Source organism: Chrysosporum bergii ANA360D (assembly GCF_029891735.1).
Classification (GTDB): Bacteria; Cyanobacteriota; Cyanobacteriia; order Cyanobacteriales; family Nostocaceae; genus Umezakia; species Umezakia bergii.
Window position 1 is genome coordinate 1 of record NZ_JANQDH010000062.1, and the last position, 21,870, is coordinate 21,870.

Annotated in this window: 19 protein-coding genes; 11 read left to right on the top strand and 8 right to left on the bottom strand. The window is 41.7% G+C overall.

Annotated features, from left to right (window positions below; all coding sequences use genetic code 11):
* Nucleotides 1-145 precede the first annotated feature (145 nt).
* Nucleotides 146-1,258 (top strand): three-Cys-motif partner protein TcmP, encoded by a 1,113-nt coding sequence (locus NWP17_RS09430; protein WP_280654654.1) that lies wholly within the window; start codon nucleotides 146-148, stop codon nucleotides 1,256-1,258.
* On the opposite strand, the gene NWP17_RS09435 is transcribed toward NWP17_RS09430, so the two are convergent.
* The 3 genes from NWP17_RS09435 to ispD form a co-directional block, all read right to left on the bottom strand.
* Complete coding sequence (locus NWP17_RS09435) at nucleotides 1,236-2,024, bottom strand: DUF5131 family protein (RefSeq protein ID WP_280654655.1); 789 nt, start codon at nucleotides 2,022-2,024, stop codon at nucleotides 1,236-1,238. The genes NWP17_RS09430 and NWP17_RS09435 overlap by 23 nt on opposite strands.
* Before the next feature lie 460 nt (nucleotides 2,025-2,484).
* The gene (locus tag NWP17_RS09440; RefSeq protein ID WP_280654656.1) at nucleotides 2,485-3,192 is read right to left on the bottom strand and encodes a Ycf66 family protein; all 708 of its coding nucleotides are present in this window, start codon (nucleotides 3,190-3,192) and stop codon (nucleotides 2,485-2,487) included.
* 207 nt (nucleotides 3,193-3,399) lie between these two features.
* Nucleotides 3,400-4,092, bottom strand: a complete 693-nt coding sequence (gene ispD / locus NWP17_RS09445) for a 2-C-methyl-D-erythritol 4-phosphate cytidylyltransferase (RefSeq protein WP_280654657.1) — start codon at nucleotides 4,090-4,092, stop codon at nucleotides 3,400-3,402.
* A 117-nt stretch (nucleotides 4,093-4,209) separates the two neighbouring features.
* On the opposite strand from ispD, the gene NWP17_RS09450 reads away from it, so the two are divergent.
* Complete coding sequence (locus tag NWP17_RS09450; protein ID WP_280654658.1) at nucleotides 4,210-5,166, top strand: glycosyltransferase family 9 protein; 957 nt, start codon at nucleotides 4,210-4,212, stop codon at nucleotides 5,164-5,166.
* A 310-nt stretch (nucleotides 5,167-5,476) separates the two neighbouring features.
* Here the strand turns inward: NWP17_RS09450 and NWP17_RS09455 are convergent, their stop codons facing one another.
* A complete protein-coding gene (locus NWP17_RS09455; protein WP_280654659.1) occupies nucleotides 5,477-6,172 on the bottom strand; it encodes a DevA family ABC transporter ATP-binding protein in 696 nt (231 codons plus the stop codon).
* A 102-nt stretch (nucleotides 6,173-6,274) separates the two neighbouring features.
* Nucleotides 6,275-9,295, bottom strand: a complete 3,021-nt coding sequence (sbcC, locus tag NWP17_RS09460; protein WP_280654660.1) for an exonuclease subunit SbcC — start codon at nucleotides 9,293-9,295, stop codon at nucleotides 6,275-6,277.
* Nucleotides 9,296-9,643: 348 nt separating this feature from the next.
* Here sbcC and NWP17_RS09465 point away from each other — a divergent pair, with 348 nt between their 5' ends.
* Nucleotides 9,644-10,324 carry a conjugal transfer protein TrbI gene (locus tag NWP17_RS09465; RefSeq protein ID WP_280654661.1) on the top strand — a complete coding sequence of 227 codons (681 nt, stop codon included), beginning with the start codon at nucleotides 9,644-9,646 and terminating at the stop codon, nucleotides 10,322-10,324.
* A gap of 244 nt (nucleotides 10,325-10,568) precedes the next feature.
* On the top strand, nucleotides 10,569-11,813 hold the full coding sequence (locus NWP17_RS09470; protein ID WP_280654662.1) for an S-layer homology domain-containing protein: 1,245 nt from the start codon (nucleotides 10,569-10,571) through the stop codon (nucleotides 11,811-11,813).
* A 123-nt stretch (nucleotides 11,814-11,936) separates the two neighbouring features.
* Here NWP17_RS09470 and NWP17_RS09475 read toward each other — a convergent pair whose 3' ends face one another.
* Nucleotides 11,937-13,247, bottom strand: a complete 1,311-nt coding sequence (locus NWP17_RS09475) for a sensor histidine kinase (RefSeq protein ID WP_280654663.1) — start codon at nucleotides 13,245-13,247, stop codon at nucleotides 11,937-11,939.
* A gap of 265 nt (nucleotides 13,248-13,512) precedes the next feature.
* Between NWP17_RS09475 and NWP17_RS09480 the strand changes: the two genes are divergently transcribed.
* Nucleotides 13,513-13,830, top strand: coding sequence for a DUF3155 domain-containing protein (locus NWP17_RS09480; protein WP_280654664.1), 318 nt, complete (start codon nucleotides 13,513-13,515; stop codon nucleotides 13,828-13,830).
* 345 nt (nucleotides 13,831-14,175) lie between these two features.
* Here the strand turns inward: NWP17_RS09480 and NWP17_RS09485 are convergent, their stop codons facing one another.
* Nucleotides 14,176-14,709, bottom strand: a complete 534-nt coding sequence (locus NWP17_RS09485; protein WP_280654665.1) for a cofactor assembly of complex C subunit B — start codon at nucleotides 14,707-14,709, stop codon at nucleotides 14,176-14,178.
* Nucleotides 14,710-14,784: 75 nt separating this feature from the next.
* On the opposite strand from NWP17_RS09485, the gene NWP17_RS09490 reads away from it, so the two are divergent.
* Nucleotides 14,785-15,363 (top strand): DUF3611 family protein, encoded by a 579-nt coding sequence (locus NWP17_RS09490; RefSeq protein WP_280654666.1) that lies wholly within the window; start codon nucleotides 14,785-14,787, stop codon nucleotides 15,361-15,363.
* A 162-nt stretch (nucleotides 15,364-15,525) separates the two neighbouring features.
* Nucleotides 15,526-16,806 carry a serine--tRNA ligase gene (gene serS, locus NWP17_RS09495; RefSeq protein ID WP_280654720.1) on the top strand — a complete coding sequence of 427 codons (1,281 nt, stop codon included), beginning with the start codon at nucleotides 15,526-15,528 and terminating at the stop codon, nucleotides 16,804-16,806.
* A 117-nt stretch (nucleotides 16,807-16,923) separates the two neighbouring features.
* On the opposite strand, the gene NWP17_RS09500 is transcribed toward serS, so the two are convergent.
* Nucleotides 16,924-17,784: an alpha/beta fold hydrolase gene (locus NWP17_RS09500; RefSeq protein WP_280654667.1), complete on the bottom strand. Its 861-nt coding sequence runs from the start codon at nucleotides 17,782-17,784 to the stop codon at nucleotides 16,924-16,926.
* 30 nt (nucleotides 17,785-17,814) lie between these two features.
* On the opposite strand from NWP17_RS09500, the gene NWP17_RS09505 reads away from it, so the two are divergent.
* The 4 genes from NWP17_RS09505 (at nucleotide 17,815) to NWP17_RS09520 (ending at nucleotide 21,710) form a co-directional block, all read left to right on the top strand.
* Nucleotides 17,815-17,961: an HNH endonuclease gene (locus NWP17_RS09505; protein ID WP_280654668.1), complete on the top strand. Its 147-nt coding sequence runs from the start codon at nucleotides 17,815-17,817 to the stop codon at nucleotides 17,959-17,961.
* Between the two features lie 467 nt (nucleotides 17,962-18,428).
* The gene (locus NWP17_RS09510; RefSeq protein ID WP_280654669.1) at nucleotides 18,429-18,623 is read left to right on the top strand and encodes an NAD(P)H dehydrogenase subunit NdhS; all 195 of its coding nucleotides are present in this window, start codon (nucleotides 18,429-18,431) and stop codon (nucleotides 18,621-18,623) included.
* Between the two features lie 52 nt (nucleotides 18,624-18,675).
* Nucleotides 18,676-19,332, top strand: a complete 657-nt coding sequence (locus NWP17_RS09515; RefSeq protein WP_280654670.1) for an HAS-barrel domain-containing protein — start codon at nucleotides 18,676-18,678, stop codon at nucleotides 19,330-19,332.
* Between the two features lie 161 nt (nucleotides 19,333-19,493).
* Entirely contained in the window at nucleotides 19,494-21,710 is a 2,217-nt protein-coding gene (locus tag NWP17_RS09520; RefSeq protein WP_280654671.1) for a cation:proton antiporter domain-containing protein, read from the top strand.
* The last annotated feature ends 160 nt before the right edge of the window (nucleotides 21,711-21,870 follow it).

The following is a 21,870-nucleotide window of genomic DNA, read 5'->3' on the forward strand; positions in this document are numbered from 1 at the left end:
AAAATTGGCTTTTTACTGGAGTTTAGTCTCGGCGCGACGCTTCCGCCGCACCGAGACTGATTGTGCCAGTTATGTTATTTATTGTAGTACAATAATACTATATTCTAGCGATCGCCTGTGCCAGTTGCGTAAGTCCTGATTACTTATGACTAGCGATTCCTTCTTTGATGAACAAAAAGAGCAATCTTTAATAAAAGCTAGAATTGTTGAAAAATATTTTTTGGCTTGGGCAAAAGTGATCATGCCACGGGTTAAGGAAAAAGGCAATAAAATTGGCTATGTAGACCTTTTTGCTGGACCAGGTAGATATAAAGATGGTTCCAAATCAACACCCATAAAAGTTTTAGAAACATCAATTTCTCACCCAGATATGCTAAATATGTTGGAAACAGTATTTAATGATGCTAATTCGGAACATACTAATTTTCTTCAAGATGCTATAAATACAATTCCTGGTATCGAAAATTTAAAATACAAACCTCGCATAATCAATTATGAAGTTGACGAAAATATTGTCCAAAGATTTAATCAGTTAAAATTAGGTCCGACGTTATTTTTTGTAGACCCTTGGGGATACAAGGGATTATCATTAGAGCTTATAAACTCACTTGTCAAAAACTGGGGCTGCGATTGCCTTTTCTTTTTTAATTATAATCGAATTAATATGGGTTTAGGTAACTCATCTGTGAAAGAACTTATAAATGCGTTATTTGGAGAAACACGAGCAGATAGCTTACGCGAAAAAGTGCCAGCACTTAAGAGAGAAGAACGGGAGGTAACAATTGTGGAGGCTATTTGCGAAGCTCTGCAAGAAATGGGTGGCAAATACGTCCTACCTTTTCGTTTTAAACATGAAAGTGGAAATCGTACTAGCCATTATTTAATTTTTGTAAGTAAAAATTCCACGGGCTATAATATTATCAAAGACATTATGGCTAAAGAAAGTTCTTACCAAAATCAAGGTGTACCTTCTTTGGAGTACAATCCATCCACGTTTGTTCAAACCTCTTTGTTTGAAAATCCTCCTCTGGATGAATTAGAACAAATGCTACTAGATGAATTTGCTGGACAAACAATAACTATGGAAGAAATTCATCGACAGCATAGTGTTGGCAAAAGCTATATCAGCAAGAATTACAAAACCGCCCTTAATAATCTGGAAAACAAAGGTAAAATTACCGCAGAACCACCTGCTAATGAAAGAAGAAAAAATACCTTTGGAGATTCAGTTAAAGTTACATTTCCACCGAAGCAGTAAGCTCCAAACTTTCTTTTTTAATGACTAACTTGCGCGCCAATGCACCCCACTCAATGTGATGTTGTTGCCAAGCTGAAGGCATTTCATCCCATATTCTATCATCTAGCAACCTACCACCAGCTTTAGAAGTTCTACCACCAACTTGCTTAAAGAAAAATGCTACTCCAGCTTTTTGACATTGGTCGCGAATATCCTCAGCCCACTCCATTTTCATTGGGCGATGTTTTTGACCAGATTCTCCACCCACTATAACCCAATGAATATTTTTTAAGTCAAGATTCAATGAGCCTAAAAGTGGTTCACATGAAAGAAAACGCACGGATGCAGGTATTTGACGTAGTAAGTCAATTCGAGGGACATAGTTTTGATTTTCCACTGATACACCCAACCAAATATTTTTATGAAATACTAAGCTAGGGGCTAACTCAACTGCCCGTTCAGGTCTTTTTGTTAATATTTGATATATATGCCAAGGTGTAGCCTCAACCACTGTGAATACTTTTTGAATGAAATCTAAAGGTACTTCTTCATGAAAAAGGTCGCTCATTGAATTCACAAATATTCTGCTAGGTGTTCGCCACTTTAATGGTTCTGCTAGCCTTTCTGGATGTAATGTTAAATCAAACCCATTCTTAAAATTATTAGGAAACCTTTTAGTCAAAGCTTCTGCATAGCAATGTAAACAGCCTGGACTAACTTTATTACAACCAGTTGTTGGATTCCAAGTTTTATCAGTCCACTCAATACCTGTGTGTGTACTAGACATGATGATCTAACCTATTAATTAATTTGGTCTACCGTTTAAATTTTTATAATTCAAAGGTACTATATTATAACAGAATATGTTGATAAATACATTATTTTAAGTCTCAGAAAAATATAAATAATATAAATCTTGTGTTGCGGGCATCTTTCCCGTTGCACTACCACATCAGGGTAAAATTTGCCATCAACAACATAAAAAATTAATTATCATGATATTCTAATGACGATAAATCAAGATAAGAACATCTTTTTTACTTTTTCAGAAAATGTCTAGAATTTATTAAAATTCTATTTGTCAAAATTTTCTAAGTTATCTAATTATAAAAATTTACCAACAAATGTAAATGATAGTCTTGTAACACAAGCATCCTGCTTGTTAATGACGTACCTCACTTGGGCAAAATTCGCTACAAGTAAAACCCAACGCTTAAATTATAATTTAAGCGTTGGTTGAATAAAAGTCAACTAGGTTGACTAGGGGGCATTTTTTCCGGTGGCGCTTCTGCAGGGGGAGCTAGTGCAGCATCGGGTGCAATTTCCTCAGCGGGAATTGGTGGTTTTTCTTCAGTTTCAGCCTCTGCTTCGGCTGCTGCTACCACTTCAGCAGGTGGGGAATTGGGTGGAGTTGGTTCCTTGGTTTCAGGTTCAGTGGCGGTGAGAGTAGCTTTTTCCTCTGCTGTTGCTTCTGGTTGGGCAGAAGTTTTATCAATAATCTCAACAGATGGTTTCTCAGTAGCCACAACAGTTGTTTCCTCTGGTGTGGGGGTTTCTGGCGTTTTCTTGGTTATGGTTTGTTGCGCTTTGTCTTTTATTCCCCTTAAGGTACTACCAATACTTTGTTGTACCTGAGTTAGCCGTTCTTGCATGGGTAAGGTTTTCACCCTCTCAGGACTGGATACTGGGGTTTGTTGTGTTGGGGGAGTAATTTGGTGACGTAATGAAAGAGTTTGCCAACCAAACCAAACCAAAAGAGCCACGCTAGCCACATGACCTAGCAATAGACCCCCTGAAATGCGTGGTGCAAACACCCATAAGACCAAAGCATAGAACAGTCCTACACCACTCCAGATAAAGTCATTCTTACGGTGGATTTCTGGGAAAAAGAAAGCTGCTATGTAAATGGCTAAACTACCAAGTCCAACCACAAAAGCTAGAAGATATGCCAGCATCTTTTGGTTACTCCTTATTGCATCGTTTGACTAGGAACTGGCGACTAACCAGTACCCAGATCCTTAACTAGATATTTCAATTTTGCAACTTTTGCAATTCCAGGAGTTAATCTTTAATAGCTTTATGTAATGCTACTGCAAATCCAATGTCCTCTATTTCATCAGCAGTGGTAACGGCGGGAATGTCAAATTTTGCGTCGGCGTTTGTCATTTATCCTGTTTTTCTCGGTTGCTGAGGATAAATTCAGCGATCGCTAGGTCTTGAGGAGTAGTAACTTTTAAGTTGGTTTCTTCTCCGGGGACAATTCGGACCTTAATACCGCATTTTTCCAATAAAGCAGCATCATCAGTCACTTCCCAACCTTGACTAATACCTTGAGCGTGGCACTGTTTCAATAATTGCACATTAAATCCTTGAGGAGTTTGTGCTGCCCACAATTGTCGCCGGTCGGGTGTGCTTTCAATCATGCCATGGTGGTCAACAACTTTGATAGTATCTTTCACAGGTACAGCTGCAATTAAACCAGAACATTGGCGGATGGCTTCGGCGCATGAGTTGAGTAAATCTGGTGTGACTAGACATCGAGCGCCATCATGAATTAATACCTGTTCTGCGGCAGCCGGTAGAGCCTGTAAGCCGTTGTAAACGGATTCTTGACGTGTGGAGCCACCAGTAATAAATTCCACCGGTTTACTCACATTCACATCAGCGAGAATCCCTTTGAAGTCCGGCCAGTCAATGGGTTGAGAAATAATTCCTATCCACTTGATTGTACTAGCCGCAGCCGCAGCCTGAAGAGTCCAAGCAATAATTGGTTGCGATCGCACCTTTAGGAGGAGTTTATTACGGGTTCCCCCCATTCTTTTGCCGATTCCCGCCGATGGAATGAGTAAATACATAGAAAACCTCAAAAAATCAATAACTGGGTAGGTGTTGCCAATGACCAATGACCAATGAATAATTTCTCATACCTATATTCCCCTAAAATAAGTAGCGAGTAAGCTTCAATAAAAATTATGCGAGTAGTAGCCCTTGTCCCTGGTGGAATTGGCGACCAAATTCTTTTCTTCCCGACACTAGATGATCTGAAGCGTTATTACCCTAACATTCAGTTAGATGTCGTTGTTGAACCCCGGTCAAAGGCTGCCTACCGGGTGAGCAAGTCAGTTAATAATGTACTGACCTTTGATTACAAAGACCGCAACAGTTTAGCCGATTGGATCAATCTGGTGGGCATGATTCGCGATCGCGAGTATGATGTGGTTATCAGTGTGGGACAAAGTTCCTTAATCGGTCTTTTACTCTGGTTAACAGGAATTCCCACCCGCATTGGCTACCAAGGCAAAGGAGCAGTTTTTCTCACTAATTCCGTGCCTTACCAACCAAACCAGTACCAAGCGGCACTATACCACGACTTATTACAACCTTTAGGGATTAAAACCCCCCGCCCGCAGTTATCGCTGAACGTGCCAACACCAGACATTGAGTGGTCACAAAATGAACAAAATCGTTTGGGGGTAAATGAAACAGGCTACATATTAGTTAATGTTGGTTTTAGTGAGACATCTCAACAAAGTTTGGATCAACTCTACCCTGTGGAGTATTGGCAGCGAATTATTCAGGAATGTCAACACAAGCAGCCGGATTTGCCTGTGGTAGTGATTCAAGGCTCTGAAAATGAGCAACTTGGGCCATGGCTCCTGGAGAGGATTCCTACTATCAAGGTGACTGCTCCTAATAACATTGGCAAATTAGCAGCCATGATTAGTGGAGCAAGTTTGATGTTGTCCACTGCTGATCCACTACTTCACTTAAGTGTCGCAGTGCAAACCTATACTATTGCCCTATTTGGCTCCACAGATCCAGCCCAGTTGCTGCCAACAAGTGATAAATTTCTGGCCATTAAATCACCTACAGGTCAAATAGCGGATATTTCACCGGATTTGGTTTTGGATAAAATTTGGGGAGGCTAAACCAGTCCGATACTTTTTTGATCACTAATGCTAAGAAATGCCTAAGTTGAGATTGTCTCTCAACCAAAGCGTATCAACCAATGCACAAAGATAAATTCCCCGCGCACCATTCAAATCTCGGTTCATGGTTTGACCATCTATCCGAGATTTGATAGTTAATGTAAGCCATCGTCTTACAGAGCGAGCATACCTCGACTAGTCTCCGTACAAGTCCTGGTTACCGCTAATAAAACCCTTCGCTGCTTAATCAAGTCCACCTAATCATGTACCTGAATTGGGAAAAATTGGCTATAGAAAAAAACACTCAGCACTAACCATTAGTAAAAGTAGTCGTACCATCCTTAACAAGATGACCATCCTCCATATGGATAATACGGTCAGCAATATCTAAAATGCGGTTGTCATGGGTCACAAGCAAAATTGTACAGCCTTGCTCTTTCGCCAACTTCTGCATGATATCCACAACATCCCGCCCCGATTGTTTATCAAGTGCAGCCGTGGGTTCATCCGCTAAGACAATCCTAGGCTTACTTACCAACGCTCGCGCGATCGCCACCCGTTGTTTCTGTCCACCAGATAATTTATCCGGATAATAATGGAGTCGCTGACCCAAACCTACAGCCTCTAACATTTCTTGTGACTGCTTGAGCATTTCCCCAGCAGAAATTTTGGGTTGCACTTCCAAACCCATCCGCACATTCTGGAGTGCTGTTAAACTCCCATGCAGGTTATGAGCTTGAAAAATATAACCATTACTTCTTCGGGCTTGTGTTAATTCTTCAGGACTAGCCCCACATAATTCTCTCCCTAAAACTCGCAAACTACCAGACTGAACAGAACGCAACCCCCCCACTAAAGTTAGCAGTGTAGTTTTACCAGAACCAGAAGGCCCAGTCATAATTACAATCTCACCCGCATTAATTGTGAGATTAATATTGAATAAAACCTGCTTAGTTAGTTGACCACTACCAAAGTAATGATCAAGATCCTGAATACATATCACCATATTGACCGATCATCCCCATGTCTGAAGCCATTAGCTCTGCTCGCCGTTGATATTTCCGTCAAGCTAAAGACCAATCACGAACCCTCTAGTCCCGTGAGTATGTCAAAAACGCAACTGGGAACCTTGTTGAGTTTTACTTACCTCTATTCGGGCTTGAAATGCTTCTTTCAGATGGGGTATATGGGTGACAGTGAGGATACAAGCAAAGTCAGAAGCGATCGCATTAATGGAAGCAATCAGGCGATCGCATCCTTCCGCATCCTGTGTACCAAAACCTTCATCTATAATCAACAATTGTAATGCTGCACCCGCTCTTTGTGCCAATAGTTTCGCCAGAGCTAAACGGATAGCAAAGTTAATTCTAAATGCTTCCCCACCAGAATAAGTTTCATAAGCTCGCGTTCCACTAGAATCAGCTATTAAAATATCCAAAGTATCAATCAGCTTGGCGTTTTTCGTCTTAGCCTTACCACTCCGTCCAGATTTTTGAGTAATAAACTGCACATGCAATTGATTAGCAGTCAGCCGTGATAATAGTTTATTTGTTTCAGCTTCTAATTGGGGTAACACATTTTCAATCATCAGTGCTTGGATGCCATTTTTACCAAATGCCTGCGCCAATTCCTGATAAATTCTTTGTTCTCGCCGCAAGTGTTTTAAATCCTGCTGCTGTTGCTCATACTGATTTTGCAGAGTTTCTATTTGCAGCATCATTTGTTCCAAACGCCCTAAACTGACAATTTTCTCATCAAGTTGCCGTCGCCGTGTTTGAATTTTCTGCTCTAAAGCGTTGATTTCCTCAGTGGGGTTAGCTGACCCCCCCAACTGTTGAGTTATAGTTTCAATCTGGGTAAAAAGTTTTTGCTGCTCCTGTCCTCTCTCCCATTTAGCTGCTTCTAAATCTTGCCATCGTTTCTGGAGTTGGGGGTATTGCTCCTGGGCTGAGAGCAGCTGTTGATAACGTAATTGCCAAGATTGGGCTTGGCGTACAGATTGGCGCAGGTTGTTATGTTGCTCTGAACTATAACCAATTTCCACAATATAACGCTCAAGTTGAGTAATTTCTCTAGCCCAATGAGAATTAGTTTTTTCCTCGTGAATTCTGGCTTGTAATTGAGCAATCACCCCTTGTAACTCTGGTTTACGGGCAGCTATTTGAGCTTTACGCTTGGCTGCATCTTTAATTTGCCCTTGCTTCACTTCCGCCCACCGCCACCGCTCCACCTCACTCCGAGCCAGGGCGTGGTTTTGCTCATTGTAATTCAACTGTTGTAAATATGCTTCTAGTTCCCGCAATTCCGCCTGTTTCTCAGGAGCGTAATCACCCACTTGCAAAGCCCGCTCTATATGTTGCTTTTCTGCGTCCAGCTGTTGTAACTGTTGATGAGCATCATTTATAGATTGCAATTGTGCGGCTAATTGACCTCTTTGTTCTCTCAGGCTCTCATAAGGAGATACTTTATTGTTTATTTCGCGATATTCCTGCCTGAGTATCTGAATTTCTCGGTCTGACACCGCCATTTGTTCCCGAAACACCCACAATTGCCCTTCTATATCCTCATACTCATCTTTAGTTTTATTTACCACCCGGTTCCAATGATGTTCATCTAAAGGACGCTCACATAAAGGACAAATTGCATCAGGAGTCCGGAGCATTTGCAATTTTTGCTCTATTTCCGCCAATACTTTTTGATATTCCCGTTGTTGACTTTGCAGACGTTCCATAAAATGCCGTCTTTCCTGGCCTTTTTCTTGTACTCGTTGCAGATAAACCTTGTCTTTTTGTATTTGGGAAATCTGCATTTCTAACTCTCTCGCCACCTCTTGCAAGTACGGCTGACGTTGTAAACAGCGTTTTAGTTGAGTTTCCGTCGCTTGTAACTGTTCCAAACGTGCTACTAAACCAGCATGAACTCTATCCAGTTGACTTTGCAGGTTTTGCCGTTGTTGTAACAAAGGAGAAACCTGCATTTGCAACTCATCTAAATCAGTCAAGCGACGACGGGCTGTGGTCAGTTCTGCTAAAGCCGCTTCCACCTCATTTGATTTATTCAGGGTATGTTGCAGTTCTGGTTCTTGTTGTTCTAGTGCTGCTAATTGTCCTTGAACCTGTTGCAGTTCTCCTTCTAATTCGTGAATTTGGCTGGTTAGTTGCTGTTGTTTTTGTTGCAGTAGGGCCGTTGACCGCGTGTATTCCTGAAATTTATTACCAAAAGCTTCTTCCCGTGCCTGCAACTGTTGATACTCAGTAAAGCCATTTTTAATTTCCGCTTCCTGATTTAATATGGCTTGTAAATCCGATAGTTGAGTTTGTAATGTTAACTGTTCTTGTTCCAATCGCTGGCCATCTTGAGTTAAATTTTGATATTGTTGCCTGACAAAATGTAGTTGTTGTTCCCAGGTTTGGCGCTGGTGCTGGACAACTTGCAAACTTTGTAACTGAATATTCTCAAAAGCTTGAACCTCTTGCATATGGTTAAGTTCAGTTTCTAATTCTGCTTTTTGGGCTTGCGTCCTTTCCCGGTGTTGCAGTTGAGTTTTGCTCGACTCTAAACAACGTTCTAACTCCTCAGCCCTAGCTTTAAACTGGCGGTATGACTCCTTGGCTCGTTCTTCTAATTGATCATATTGATTGAGTTTTAATAACTCCGCCAAAATCTCCTTGCGTTCAGTCGGACGCTTGATCATAAACTCATCAGCACGACCCTGGCGCAAGTACGCCGAATTAATAAACGTATCGTAATCCAATTTAATGTGTTCTAAAATCAAATCTTGTGTAGCCCGGATACCTTTACCTGTGAGTGGGCGAAACCCAGAAGCGGTTTCGATTTGAAATTCTAAAACACCACTACCACCGCGAACCCTGGTGCGAATTACTCGATATTTTTGTTGATTACATTGAAAAATATAATCAACCCTAACTTCGCTCGTACCCGAATGAATTACGTCATCTTCAACACCGGCACGGCTTTCACCCCAAATCGCCCACGTGATTGCTTCTAAAAGAGAAGACTTACCCGCACCATTAGAACCACAAATACAAGCTGTGTGCAAACCGCGAAAATCTAAGGCTGCATCACGATAACTAAGGAAATTTTTGAGGATTAGTTGTACTGGAATCATTGAGGCTAGAAGGCCGCATCTAAAGTGTTTTAGTTTTTTAGTACAAATGCACTAATTAATAGTTTACCTATGTAAATATCAAGGTTGTAGTTTTGAAGTCGGTATTCTCACTAATCTTAACAATATTATGACGGAAATATCAACGGCGAGCAGAGCTACTGGCTTCAGACATAAGGGTTAGCCATTGGCGATTTCAACCGCCTTCCCCTTTTCATATGCAACCAATTATTTTATTAATTTTCCCAAAAATTTCCTGATCTATCAAAAGAATTACTTGCAAAAACCATAAGAAACAATCTTAGTCAATCCTCGTCATGTTATACACCACACACAAACCCCAACCATTCTATGACTATCCTTCACCAATGGAAATATAGAACTGCGGTACTGCTGACAATGGCAATTACCACCACTGCTGTTATTCCCATCATCCCCCCTGCTAACGCCCAATATAATATTCGCCCATCGAGAACAGTCACGATTCCTGGTAATGCTAACGTGACTTTTCCCGTTACCCATGACCAAGAGAAAATTGTGGTTAGTCGCGGCGAAACATTAGACCTGACATTGAGAATAGCAAACGACATCAGTGATAGTCAAAGAAATGTTTTAATTCCCATCAACACTAAAGTTGTAGGACAACTGCAACCAGTATATTTCAACAATCGTAACAGAGACAGTAAAAATGTCAGGGGTGTACGGTTCGTAGCCAGGGAACTCATCTTTCCCTCTGGTCGTCGTCAGTCGGTTAATGCCTCTTCTCAGGTAATTACCACCACAGAAACCATCACCAAAAGTGATAGCAGTCAAATATTAACAGATGCCGCCATTGGTGCTGGTACTTCTACTGCAATTTCACTGATTACAGGTAACCGCAAAATTGAAATATTAGAACCTGTAACCGGTGCAGCAGCCGGTGCTTTAGCCAGCGTATTGCTACGCAAAAAAGAAGCTGAAGTGTTTGTCTTAAGACCAGAACAAGACTTGAGATTAGTACTTAACTCGAATTTAGTCATTGAGCGCCAGTAAGTATTTTATCCCTGATTTTGATCATCTTCTAACAGCGATAGCCATTATCAGTATAGTAGGCGATCGCTTTATTTTTGTCCTGATAATGGGTTAGTTATATAAGGAAGTATATATCTAGGATTTCTCAACAATTAAGCCTGACAAATTTACTGATGATATTTTTCCAAAACCAGGAACTTTCTAAGCAGCAAATTGTCTGAATAAATAACAGAGAGAAAAGTTAATTTTACCGGAGTAAATAGCAATGTTTAATTTAAAGAATTGCCAATCAGGAACTGCCGCACTTATGAGTTTAAGCCTCACAGTAGGTGCTGTAGCACCTTTAATGACAGCAGCGCCATCTTTAGCTCAAACTAGATTTTCTGATGTTTCATCTAACTATTGGGCTGCACAATTCATTGAACAATTGTCACAAAGAGGAGTAATCGCCGGTTTTCCTGATGGTAGCTTCCGTCCAGAAGAAGCAGTGACCCGCGCTCAATTTGCTGCCATGATTAACAATGCTTTCTCAAAAGCACCACAACGGCAAGCAATCAATTTTGTGGATGTATCCAGTAATTTTTGGGCAGCTAATGCCATTCGCCAAGCCTACACCATCGGTTTTTTATCAGGATATCCCGGTAATCGTTTTCAACCTAACCAAAATATTCCCCGCCAACAAGTTTTAGTAGCCTTAGCCAACGGTCTTAATTATTCCCCCAACGCTAATACCCAAACAACTCTGCAATACTTCAGTGATAGCCTTAACATTGCTGATTGGGCCCGTAGTCCCATCGCCGCCGCCACGGAAAAGCAAATTGTAGTCAACTATCCTAACGTTAGGGCATTAAGTCCCACCGCAACCGCCACCAGGGCACAAGTAGCAGCCTTTATTTATCAAGCCTTGGTCAGTTCTAATCAAGCTTCATCAGTTAATTCACCTTATATCGTAGCTATTCAACCCAGTACACCCAAACCCATATCATCTATAACCATTCCCCAAGGTACTGCTATTCCCGTCAAGTATGATCAGGCAGAAAAAATTCTGGTGACAAAAGATGAAACAGCACCTTTGACTCTGACAGTGGATCAAAATATAGTTACCCAAGCAGGAACTGTGGTAATTCCCGCCGGTAGTCAAGTTGTGGGTAAACTCCAACCCGCTCAAGGTGGTTCTCAATTTGTTGCTGACAAACTAGTTTTAACCACAGGCCAAGAGTATCAAATTAACGCTAGTTCTGAAGTAATTACTAAAACTGAAACTGTGAAAAAAGGTACTAGCACTAATAAAATTATTCAAAATACTGTTTTAGGTGCAGGCGCAGCGGCCGCAGTATCTGCCGTGACAGGCGATCGCGCCATCGCCACAGAAGAAGTTTTAGGTGGTGCAGCTATCGGTGGTTTGATTGGTCTGTTTTTCGGTAGAAACAGTGTTGACTTAATCGCCATTGCACCAGATACAGATTTACAAATGACAATCAATCAAAATTTATTGGTTTCACTTAGATAATTATATCATATTCGCTGAATTACTTATTGTTGAAACAGGAAACAGTTTGCTTGATTAATTAAACCTGAAGCACCCCACCAAAGCTTGCGGTGTGTCAACATAAGTGATTACCCGGACATGATATCATTTATTGCCTATTGGTAGCCAAATTATAAAAGTAGTTCCTGGTGCATCTGGTGAAGTCATGTTGGGATTAATCGCAGGGCTGAAAATTTCTATTTCACCCTGCATTTGTTTGATTAATTGTTTGGCGATAGCTAACCCCAAACCCGTACCAGGAATTGTTGTTTGCGCTTGTATTCCCCGATAATGGCGTTCTCCCAAATGTGCTAAATCTTCCGGTGGAATTCCAGGTCCAGTGTTACTGATGACAACTCCTTGATAATCAGCTTTTTCTTCACCTACCTGAATAGCAATTTTACCACCTTCAGGCGTGTATTTTAGAGCATTATCAATTATATTGCTGAATACTTCCTGTAATGCTTTGATATTCACTCGTACCCGGTACAAATTATTAGGAATTTCTGTCATTAGGTGCAGATGGCGCTCCTGTGCTATTGCTTTAGCTGCTACTAATAATGGTGTTAACAAATCAACTACAAAGCAATCAATTTCCATTTCTCCCATTCCCGGTAATAACAGCACTGGTTTGGGTTCTTTTTCCACATCAGGTAATGACAACGGCGTTAAATCTGTTTCTGTCCAGTCAATAACTTGATTAAACTGTTGCAGTAATTCTTGGAGGCGATCGCTTTCCCGGACAATATTCGCGCCTACCTCTCGGTTAGGATCTCCCGGTCGTAGCCGTTTTAGTAGCAGTTTGCCAAAAGTGTGTAATGCTGTGAGAGGGTTACGAAACTGATGCAGCAAGTTATCAAGCAAATCTCGCTGCTGTTCTTGGAGAACTTGTTGTTGATGTAGCTGATGCTGTAGCCAAGCTCGACGTTGATCTAAGATACAAGCGATCGCCAAAGTTTGGGCTATTTTTTCAATTTCCCTTTGCTCTTGTGGATTCCATCCTCTATCTTCTCTACCCGTCACTAATAAACCCATCATCACACCTTCATGAATCAGAGGCAAAACAGTTTGCTCTCCACTCAAGTTAGATTCCTCCTTTAATGCTTTTTCACCATCCGCTTTTTTGGTTTCCGGTGCTGAAATCCGTGATCCCGTCCCGGATTGCAACAATTTACCCTGTTGCTCAGGTACTATCAGAACATCACCAACAGTTATCCTCTCAACTTCTTCCCCTGGTGGTAAAAGTGCTGTCTCCGGGTAAACCACCACAGGAATTAGTTTCGCCTCACCAGCAGGATCATCTAGCAATTCTTGTGTTAGGTAAACAACACTTAAAGATGCTCCCAGCCCTTCGGTTAGCAGTGCTATTTGCTCTCGACACAGAGCGACAAAATCTGAACTGGCAGAAATTAACATTTTTTAGCTTTTGCTTAATATCACGGCATTTCAAGGAAGATAGAGTGAAGTTGCTTGATTTTTTTCACTCTTACAATAAAGCTTAACTAAATTATTTCAGTCATGGTTTGCACCAGGGGATTATCTGCTTTACCAACTTCATCTTATTATTTTTTATGTATCAAAACTTTAAAAACTCTTGATATTTTAAATTAAAAATTATATAATTGCCGGGTATTTTGTAGCCATAATTACAATCTACAGCTTGAAAGAGGAGGAAAATAGGTTGGCCAGGAGACGTAAACGCAAAAGTCGTCGTCGTCAAGAAGGACGGCGGATTTTAGAACACGTGCCTCAATATAGCATCGAAAGTGGCGAAGAAAAACCTGTGACAGCAGCGAGAAAATTTATTCAAGCTGAAGGTATTGCGCCACCAGCGTTGCTACTTGTAAAACGCAATGAACACACCACAGACCGTTATTTCTGGGCAGAGAAAGGTCTGTTTGGCGCTCAATACGTAGAAGAAAACCATTTCTTGTTTCCCAGTCTGCGGACTTTAGATTCCCCGGAAGGCATGGAATCAGTGGCTGTGGCTAGTCACTAAATCAATGGTGATCTTATATTGTCGAATGTGACCTCTAACAATCATTTAACTGGTAAAGTTACTCAGGTTATGCAAAATTTTTGTTTTTTTTAAGTTTGTGACTGATTTATTTGCCAGTGGATTCAGTCCATATGATTGAACAAAGTTGGTTTATATGGGTTGATTTCTAGCTAAATGATGCCGAGTAAAGTCAGATAGAGGTGCATCCGCACTCTTAGAGTTGAGTTGCCCCCTCGCCTCATAGATTGCCCGGAAGCTCTGTAAGTAAATGTAAAATTTTCCCTGCGATTTCATATCGTAGGGAAAACTTAATGTTACCGCCAAATTTTTTCGCGTCTCTAGTGACTATTCAACAGATTTTAACTGTAAAGCCCTCTGTAACTCTATGAGTTCATCTCGATGGGCAATAATAGTAATTCTAGTTAAAGAGCCTGATTCATCCCGGCTTGCTTCTTCCATCTGTAACCACACCTTCTCAACTCTTCCGGATGTTTTCCAATAAAACACACCGCTTAAGGGCGACAGTAGCACCAACGCCAGAAACAAATTACCAACATTGGGAAACAGCAGCGATAAAACTAATGCTAGACAAACCATACCCGCAGATGCTAGCAGTGTTAAAAAAACAGCTAAAAACCAGCTGGGTTGGACAAAACCTTCAAAAACCACTTGATTTTTTTCTCTGTCTATCCCTGCTACCTGGTAAGAACGCAAGCGAAAATAGTCCTTAACTTTGGGCATTAAAGTAGCTTCATCTTCTGTAGATAGAAGTTCTGCTGTTGTTGTCCGGTCTTTGCTTGAAGCCCGAATAAAGAAAAATAACCCAACCGATAACAACAAGGTCAGTAGCAAGGTAGATGGCACAATTGCAGTATCCATAAGTAATCTACTATTGTTTTCTTGATATTAAATTTATATTAAATTTAACAAGCCTTTAGCACCATAGAGATAACTATGTCACAAACCCCCGATACCCCATCATCTTCCTCTACTCTCCGGGTAATTGCCCAAACATTTCGCCTGACAGGTTGGATTAGTTTTTGGATTCAGTTAGTCTTAGGTGTTGTTTCTGCTATTATCGTCCTGCTGTTCGCTGTCTTTAGTCAGCAGCGAGCAGGAGTCACTAATAATCCAGGTACTGGGTTCGGGGTATTTTTAGCAGTTTGCGGAATCCTGATTTTAGGAGGTGGTATTTATTTAGCCTACCGTTACACCAGAATTGGTAACCAACTGCAATCCTCAAACCCCAGTAACCGCCCTCGCAAAAGTGAAACCTTGCAGGTATTACGCCTCGGACTGTGGATTAATTTAGTGGGAATGCTAGTAACATTATTAGGGGCACAAGCCATCGTAGGGACATTGGTGGCCAGGGCTATATCTCCCCAAGCTGCAACTACTCAATTATTCGACCCCACCCGGATTATTAGCGGTTTAGATATGCTTGTAGTCCAGGCAAATATCAATACTGTGTCCGCCCACTTCGCGGGGCTGGCTGTGTCAATTTGGCTGCTGAATCGCATTACCCGAAGCTAAAAATTAGTTTTCAGTAAAATCATTATCAATGTGCAGTGCAATTTTCTGGCTTTGGGAAGACCAGGGGGCATAATTTTTGTACTGGCAATACCTCTAATCAGTCAAAATCGGTATATGCTGAAGTTTTGGCAAGAAGACCCTAGGCAAACAAAAGAAAAACCTGTGCTGGATATTAAGCAAATACGGGAAAACCCCCAATTTATTCAAGAACGCTTGAATAGTCGTAGTGGTGAGTACGACATCGAACCCATACTACAGTTAGACAAGCAACAACGGGAACTAGAGGCCACACGCAGTCAACTCCAAGCCCGTAGTAACGAAATTGGTAAAACTGTGGGACAAAAGGTTAAATCTGGCCTTAATCCTCAGTCCCCAGAAATTCAAGACCTGCGAGAAGAAGGTAACTCTGTCAAAGCCCAACTAAGTGAACTGGAACCCCAAGAAAAAAACATCAAAGCAGAAATTGAGCAGTTGCTGTTAACACTTCCCAATTTACCCAGTCAGTTCACACCTTTGGGTAAAAGTGAGGATGATAATCAAGAAGTGCGGCGCTGGGGTGATGAATATCTACCCCAAAACCCTAACATTATTCCTCACTGGGAAATAGGGGAAAAATTGGGTATTCTCAACTTTGAACGGGCTGTGAAAGTTTCCCAAAGTCGGTTTGTCACTCTGGTTGGTGCGGGTGCTGCATTAGAAAGGGCATTAATTCAGTTTATGCTGAAAATGCAAACCGACGCAGGTTATCTAGAAGTTAGTCCGCCTTTTTTAGTTAATACTAATTCTTTAACCGGCACTGGTCAATTACCAAAGTTTGCCGAGGAAAGCTTTAAATGTGCTAATGATGAATTGTGGTTGATACCTACAGCAGAGGTTCCCGTTACCAACCTTTACCGAGGAGAGATTATAGCAGCGGAAGATTTACCAATTTATCACTGTGCTTATACTCCCTGTTTTCGTCGCGAAGCAGGCAGTTATGGGCGAGATATGCGGGGTTTAATTCGTCTGCATCAGTTCAATAAAGTTGAGTTGGTAAAAATTGTCCATCCCAGTTCCTCTTTTGAGGAATTAGAAAAATTGGTAGGCAATGCAGAAGCAATTTTACAAGCTTTAAAATTACCTTATCGGGTAATTAATTTGTGTACTGGTGATTTAGGTTTTGGCTCCACAAAAACCTATGATTTAGAAGTATGGCTACCATCTTCTGGCAAGTATCGAGAAATTTCCAGTTGTTCTAATTGTGTAGATTTCCAAGCCCGTCGGGCAGATATCCGCTTTAAAGAAGCCGGTAAGAAGGGGACACAGTTCGTCCATACTTTAAACGGTTCTGGTTTAGCTGTAGGGCGCACAATGGCGGCAATTTTGGAAAATTATCAACAGCCTGATGGGACAGTTAAAGTACCGGAGGCCTTGCAGCCTTATTTGGGTAGGGAGATTTTGTAAATGGCAGAAGTTACCACATTTCCCCCCTCCTTGGGAAAGATGACTTAGAAGGATCGAAAATTTTTTGATACATCTTCCTTAACCCAGATGCCCTCTGGGCATCTGTGTAACTAAATATTAAACCTGTGCCAACCAAGCCACAATCTCAGCATTCACCATATCTGGAACCTCATCATGGGGACAATGACCAGCATTAGCGATGGGAACAACTTTAATGTCCTTCCCATTCTCACCAGCCTGTTCATAAATTTTCGCCCCAGTAATTGGTGTCCAAGGATCATCAGCCCCCCAAATCACTAACAAAGCACTTTGCACCTTTGGTAACAGTTCCTCTGGACCAGGACCAGGAGGAGCGGTTAGGATAGAAGCAAAAACCTGTTGCGCCCCCGCATCACAAGATGGAGTATAAAGAATATCAATTAACTCATCTGTTATCGCTTGACGGTTGCGGTAAACTTGGTATAGAGTGCGACGAATTTGGGATTTTTGACGAATGCGGTTATAAACAAATTTACCTGTGATAGGCGATCGCACCAACTTGTTAAAAGCAGCCATTACCATTCTTAAAGGTGGATTTAGCTCATGGGGACGATGACTCAAACCACCAGCACAGTTAATTAAAACACCACCGGCAGTAATTTGTGGATGTTCTGCCAGCACCATCAAACTTAACAGCGCACCAATAGAGTTACCAATAAACACAGTCGGTTCTTGAATATGTGCAGCCCAAAAATCTTTCAGCAATTCCACCCACACATCCACAGTGTAGTTAATTGCCGCCTTATCTGACCCGCCAAAACCCAAAAGATCCACAGCAAAAACCCGGTAGCCCGCATCGGCTAAAACCGGGATATTTTTCCGCCAGTGTCCAATAGAAGCACCAAAGCCGTGAACCAGTAGCAAAGGGCGACCTGTACCCATAACGGTATATTGAATTTTGTAACCCTGCCAATTCCAAACTAGTCTTTCTAAGCTCATGAAAGGTATTTGCTGTTTAACGGAGATGTAATGGAAGTTGACCACATCTTACCCCTTTCTAAAGGTGGAAAAGATGAACATAAAAATCTACAACTATTACACAGACATTGCCACGATAAAAAGACAGCCAATGATGGAAGTCTTACAGGTATTCATGACAAGAACCATACCACTTAGGAGCCGTATTATGTGAAAGTCTCACCCACGGTTTTGGAGGCGAGCCGATCAGTCACCTGACTGGCTTAGTTTAATTGTATAATTATAAACTGATTAGTTGAAGAATCGGGAAAGCGGTTTTAATCGCCAACGGCTAACCCCCATGTCTGAAGCCATTAGCTCTGCTCGCCGTTGATATTTCGGTCAACCACCCAGGAACTATACCCTCTTGAGTAGAGACTAATAATAAGTATTGTTAATAGAGGCGGCTTGATTCTGTAGATAGATGCTTCCAAAATTTGACTTATATCTGTTAAATTTGAATTAATATTATGAGGAGAGCAGTATCTAAAGCATTTGCCGATGGGATATGGAGCATTGTAATTTGCCCAAGTGAAGGTGATACTTCTAAAGTAAGAGTGTAGATGTTTGTCTACACTACTAACAACTATTAAGCTATAAACACTAAACCAGCGAGAGTAAACACCATGATTTTGCCAGGCTCGACAGTTCGCGTTAAAAATCCCGCAGACACATATTATCGCTACGAAGGACTTGTACAACGTGTGAGTGATGGCAAGGTAGCTGTGCTATTTGAAGGTGGCAATTGGGATAAACTAATTACCTTTCGCCTATCAGAATTAGAAACCGTAGAACTGAAAGCAGGACGAAAAGGAAAATAAACTTGGGGAATAACCCCCACCCTGAACACGTAACTCAGCAATCAGCACTGTTATGCGCCTACCTTTACCACAGTTTGCCACAAGCGATCGCCATCCCAACCACATTGCGGAGGTAATAGAAACTACCTCTACTGAATTTCTAGCCCAGTGCTTAGAACCGGAAGACTTAAGTTTTCCCCCCATGCCTCCCTTTGGTAGTTGGGTTTGTGCCGTGGATGAAGAATCAGGGCATCAAATTTATGCTGTGCTGTATCAAGTTACAACCATGCCCATAGATTCAGTACATCGGGCAGTGGCTCTGGGGTTGTCATTGCAAGACCTACGGGAAGAACAACCCCAAATTTTTGCCATGCTGAAAACTGAATTTCGCGCTGTCATCGTCGGGTTTGAGCATTCCTCCCCAATTCCACACCCTAACCCAAGGGTATATCAGTATCTACCACCCCGTCCTCCGCAGATTCACCAAGCTGTTTATCGTTGTGAACCAGAAGCCATCGTCAGATTCACTGAAGAACTAGATTTTTTGCGGACTTTACTTTCACTTAACAGCGCGCCGGTAGAATCCTTAACAGCAGCAGCCATCCGCCATGTCTACCAACTACGCCAAGCCGACCGACAATGGTTAATCAAGGCAGGGCGCACACTCAGCATTTTGTTAAAAGACGACTATGATCGCCTACGGTTTATTTTAAGTCAAATCCATCTCTAGGAAGTTAATTATCCAACAACTACCCAGGTAGTTAATATGAAAATTTGTTACTTTTTTGTTAGGGTTAGCTTTACATTCATCAAGCACTGTTTTTAGATATTTTTTAGTCAATTACCTTCTAGCTAATTGCAACTTCACTGTCGCTCATTAAGATCCAACCCATGGAATCAATCTCACAAGTTCTGCTCACCGAACCAACTGCTCAAGTTCTCGGCGAGGAAGCAATTGTGACCTTTGCTGTTTTGGTGGTAGTCATCTTAGTTGTACCCATCCTGTGTGAGAGGCTAAGAATACCAGCATTAATAGGCTTAGTCTTCTCAGGCGTAGTATTAGGTCCTTCAGGCTGGAATCTCTTCCATACACAATCGCCACTTATGAGCCTGCTATCAGACATTGGCTTACTATACCTCATGTTTGTAGCAGGTTTAGAAGTAGAAATCAAGCATTTCCGCCGCCGCAAAAAACGCTCCTTGGGATTTGGTCTTCTCACCTTTAGTTTGCCCCTAGTCATAGGGACTGTGATAGCACAGATTTTTGATTTTGGCTGGAATGGTTCAATTTTAATCGGTTCTTTGTTAGCCTCCCATAACCTTTTGGCATATCCCATCATTAACCGTCTGGGAATAGTCAAGAATGAAGCCATCACCATCACCATGGGAGCCACAACCTTTACTAATCTGAGCGCAGTACTAGTATTAGCCGTTTGTTTAGCCACCACTACCACTGGGGTATTCAACTCACCTCAACTACTTCCCCTATTAATTAAGTTGACTGTTTACACAACTATCATTTTTGTGGGATTTAATTGGGCGGGTAAAGAATTTTTCCAGCGATTTGGAGACGAGCAAGGTAACAAATTTTTATTTGTCTTACTAACCGCATTTCTGGCTGCGGTGGGCGCTCAATTTATTGGTATAGAAACAATTATCGGAGCCTTCATAGCAGGTTTAGCTGTCAATGAAACCTTGGACGAAGGGCCAGTGAGGGAAAAACTAGTATTTATAGGCAGTGTCCTATTTATTCCTATTTTCTTAGTTAATTTTGGCTTAATCATTGATCTGCCAGCTTTACTAACCAGCATAGACACCCTGCAATTAACTTTTTTGCTCGTAGTCGGTTTAATCAGCAGCAAATTCATGGCCGCCTTATTGACCAAGCTACTATACAGCTACACTTGGACGGCAACATTGGCTATGTGGTCGCTATCTTTACCACAGATGCCCACAACTTTAGCAATAACTTTAGTAGCATATCGGGCTGAATTACTGCCAGAAGCATTATTAACCAGCGTTGTTGTTTTAATGTTCGTTAGTTACCTCCTAGGCCTATGGCTGACCCATCACACAGCCCTGGCTCTAGTCCCCTCATCAGTTCCCCAACCGTCAGACCCAACTTCATCCCAGCAGACAACAGCAGAAAAACCCAGTCCTTTCACCATAGTTGTACCTGTGTACAATCCACAAACACAGCAGAACCTAATTGAAATGGCAGCACTACTAGCCAATCAAGCCCAAGGAAAAATTGTGCCATTAGCTATTACCACTGCTGCTGCCCAAATGGATGCACCACACTTAGAAACTTGTTTGCGCCGTAGTCAACGATTACTAGCAAAAGCCACATTACAAAGTCAATTATTGGGAGTAGAAGCACAACCACTATTACGAATTGATGACGCTTTTGCCCCGGGTATTAGTAGGGCTGCTCGGGAACAAGAAGCAAAATTAATTATTATGGGTTGGGGTAAACGCACAGGATTCAGAGCGCGTTTATTTGGCAATGTCATTGATAATGTACTTTGGGCATCTCACTGTCCCGTAGCGGTCACACGTCTGATGGACTCACCTAAAAAAATTCAACGCATCTTAGTACCCCTAGAAAACTTAACATCATCATCATTGCTACCCATACAGTTCGCCCAGATGCTAGCTGAAGCTAATGAAGCCCAGGTAACTGTCCTCAATGTCTGCATAAATGAACCACGTCGTTCCTACAGACATCGCCCCAGCAGTTCCCAGAAAATCGCAGCCCGGCGATCGCACCTCGCTCTTTTAGTATCTCAATTAGCAGTGTCTAATCCCCCAGAAATTGAAATTTTAGCTCATGAAAATGCTGTTCAAGCCATTCTACAAGCAGCACGATTGTATGATTTAGTAGTGCTGCCTTTTATACGTAATCGCACCAGTCCTGGTGGGTTAGCTATTAGCGACGTTACAACTCAGTTAGCCGCACAACTTACCTGTTCCATCGTCATGCTGGGAGAACCACAACAAAGTCAAACCGAAATCTTACCAAATACTTACGCACGTAACTTAAATAATCATAATGAACTACCCCAGCCTACTTCGTTGATGTTGGGGTTTTTAGATCCCCAGCAGTAGGTTGAGATTTTTAGCGCTTCCTGTTTTAGTAAGCTTTTGTGCGGCTAAATCCAATAATCTGTATTTCATAAACCTAGGACAAGCTAACATCTGCGTGTGCAAGGTTAGTTCCTAACCATGGGTTGTGATGGGTTGCGTTGTCGCTAACCCACCCTAGAAT

Coding starts and splice junctions, on each gene's coding strand:
- NWP17_RS09450 (WP_280654658.1), top strand. CDS start 4,210: ATGCGAGTAGTAGCCCTTGTCCCTGGTGGAATTGGCGACCAAATTCTT.
- NWP17_RS09440 (WP_280654656.1), bottom strand. CDS start 3,192: ATGCTGGCATATCTTCTAGCTTTTGTGGTTGGACTTGGTAGTTTAGCC.
- NWP17_RS09465 (WP_280654661.1), top strand. CDS start 9,644: ATGACTATCCTTCACCAATGGAAATATAGAACTGCGGTACTGCTGACA.
- NWP17_RS09475 (WP_280654663.1), bottom strand. CDS start 13,247: ATGTTAATTTCTGCCAGTTCAGATTTTGTCGCTCTGTGTCGAGAGCAA.
- NWP17_RS09515 (WP_280654670.1), top strand. CDS start 18,676: ATGCGCCTACCTTTACCACAGTTTGCCACAAGCGATCGCCATCCCAAC.
- sbcC (WP_280654660.1), bottom strand. CDS start 9,295: ATGATTCCAGTACAACTAATCCTCAAAAATTTCCTTAGTTATCGTGAT.
- NWP17_RS09435 (WP_280654655.1), bottom strand. CDS start 2,024: ATGTCTAGTACACACACAGGTATTGAGTGGACTGATAAAACTTGGAAT.
- ispD (WP_280654657.1), bottom strand. CDS start 4,092: ATGTATTTACTCATTCCATCGGCGGGAATCGGCAAAAGAATGGGGGGA.
- NWP17_RS09430 (WP_280654654.1), top strand. CDS start 146: ATGACTAGCGATTCCTTCTTTGATGAACAAAAAGAGCAATCTTTAATA.
- NWP17_RS09490 (WP_280654666.1), top strand. CDS start 14,785: ATGTCACAAACCCCCGATACCCCATCATCTTCCTCTACTCTCCGGGTA.
- NWP17_RS09485 (WP_280654665.1), bottom strand. CDS start 14,709: ATGGATACTGCAATTGTGCCATCTACCTTGCTACTGACCTTGTTGTTA.
- NWP17_RS09505 (WP_280654668.1), top strand. CDS start 17,815: ATGGAAGTTGACCACATCTTACCCCTTTCTAAAGGTGGAAAAGATGAA.
- NWP17_RS09520 (WP_280654671.1), top strand. CDS start 19,494: ATGGAATCAATCTCACAAGTTCTGCTCACCGAACCAACTGCTCAAGTT.
- NWP17_RS09470 (WP_280654662.1), top strand. CDS start 10,569: ATGTTTAATTTAAAGAATTGCCAATCAGGAACTGCCGCACTTATGAGT.
- NWP17_RS09455 (WP_280654659.1), bottom strand. CDS start 6,172: ATGGTGATATGTATTCAGGATCTTGATCATTACTTTGGTAGTGGTCAA.
- NWP17_RS09510 (WP_280654669.1), top strand. CDS start 18,429: ATGATTTTGCCAGGCTCGACAGTTCGCGTTAAAAATCCCGCAGACACA.
- NWP17_RS09500 (WP_280654667.1), bottom strand. CDS start 17,784: ATGAGCTTAGAAAGACTAGTTTGGAATTGGCAGGGTTACAAAATTCAA.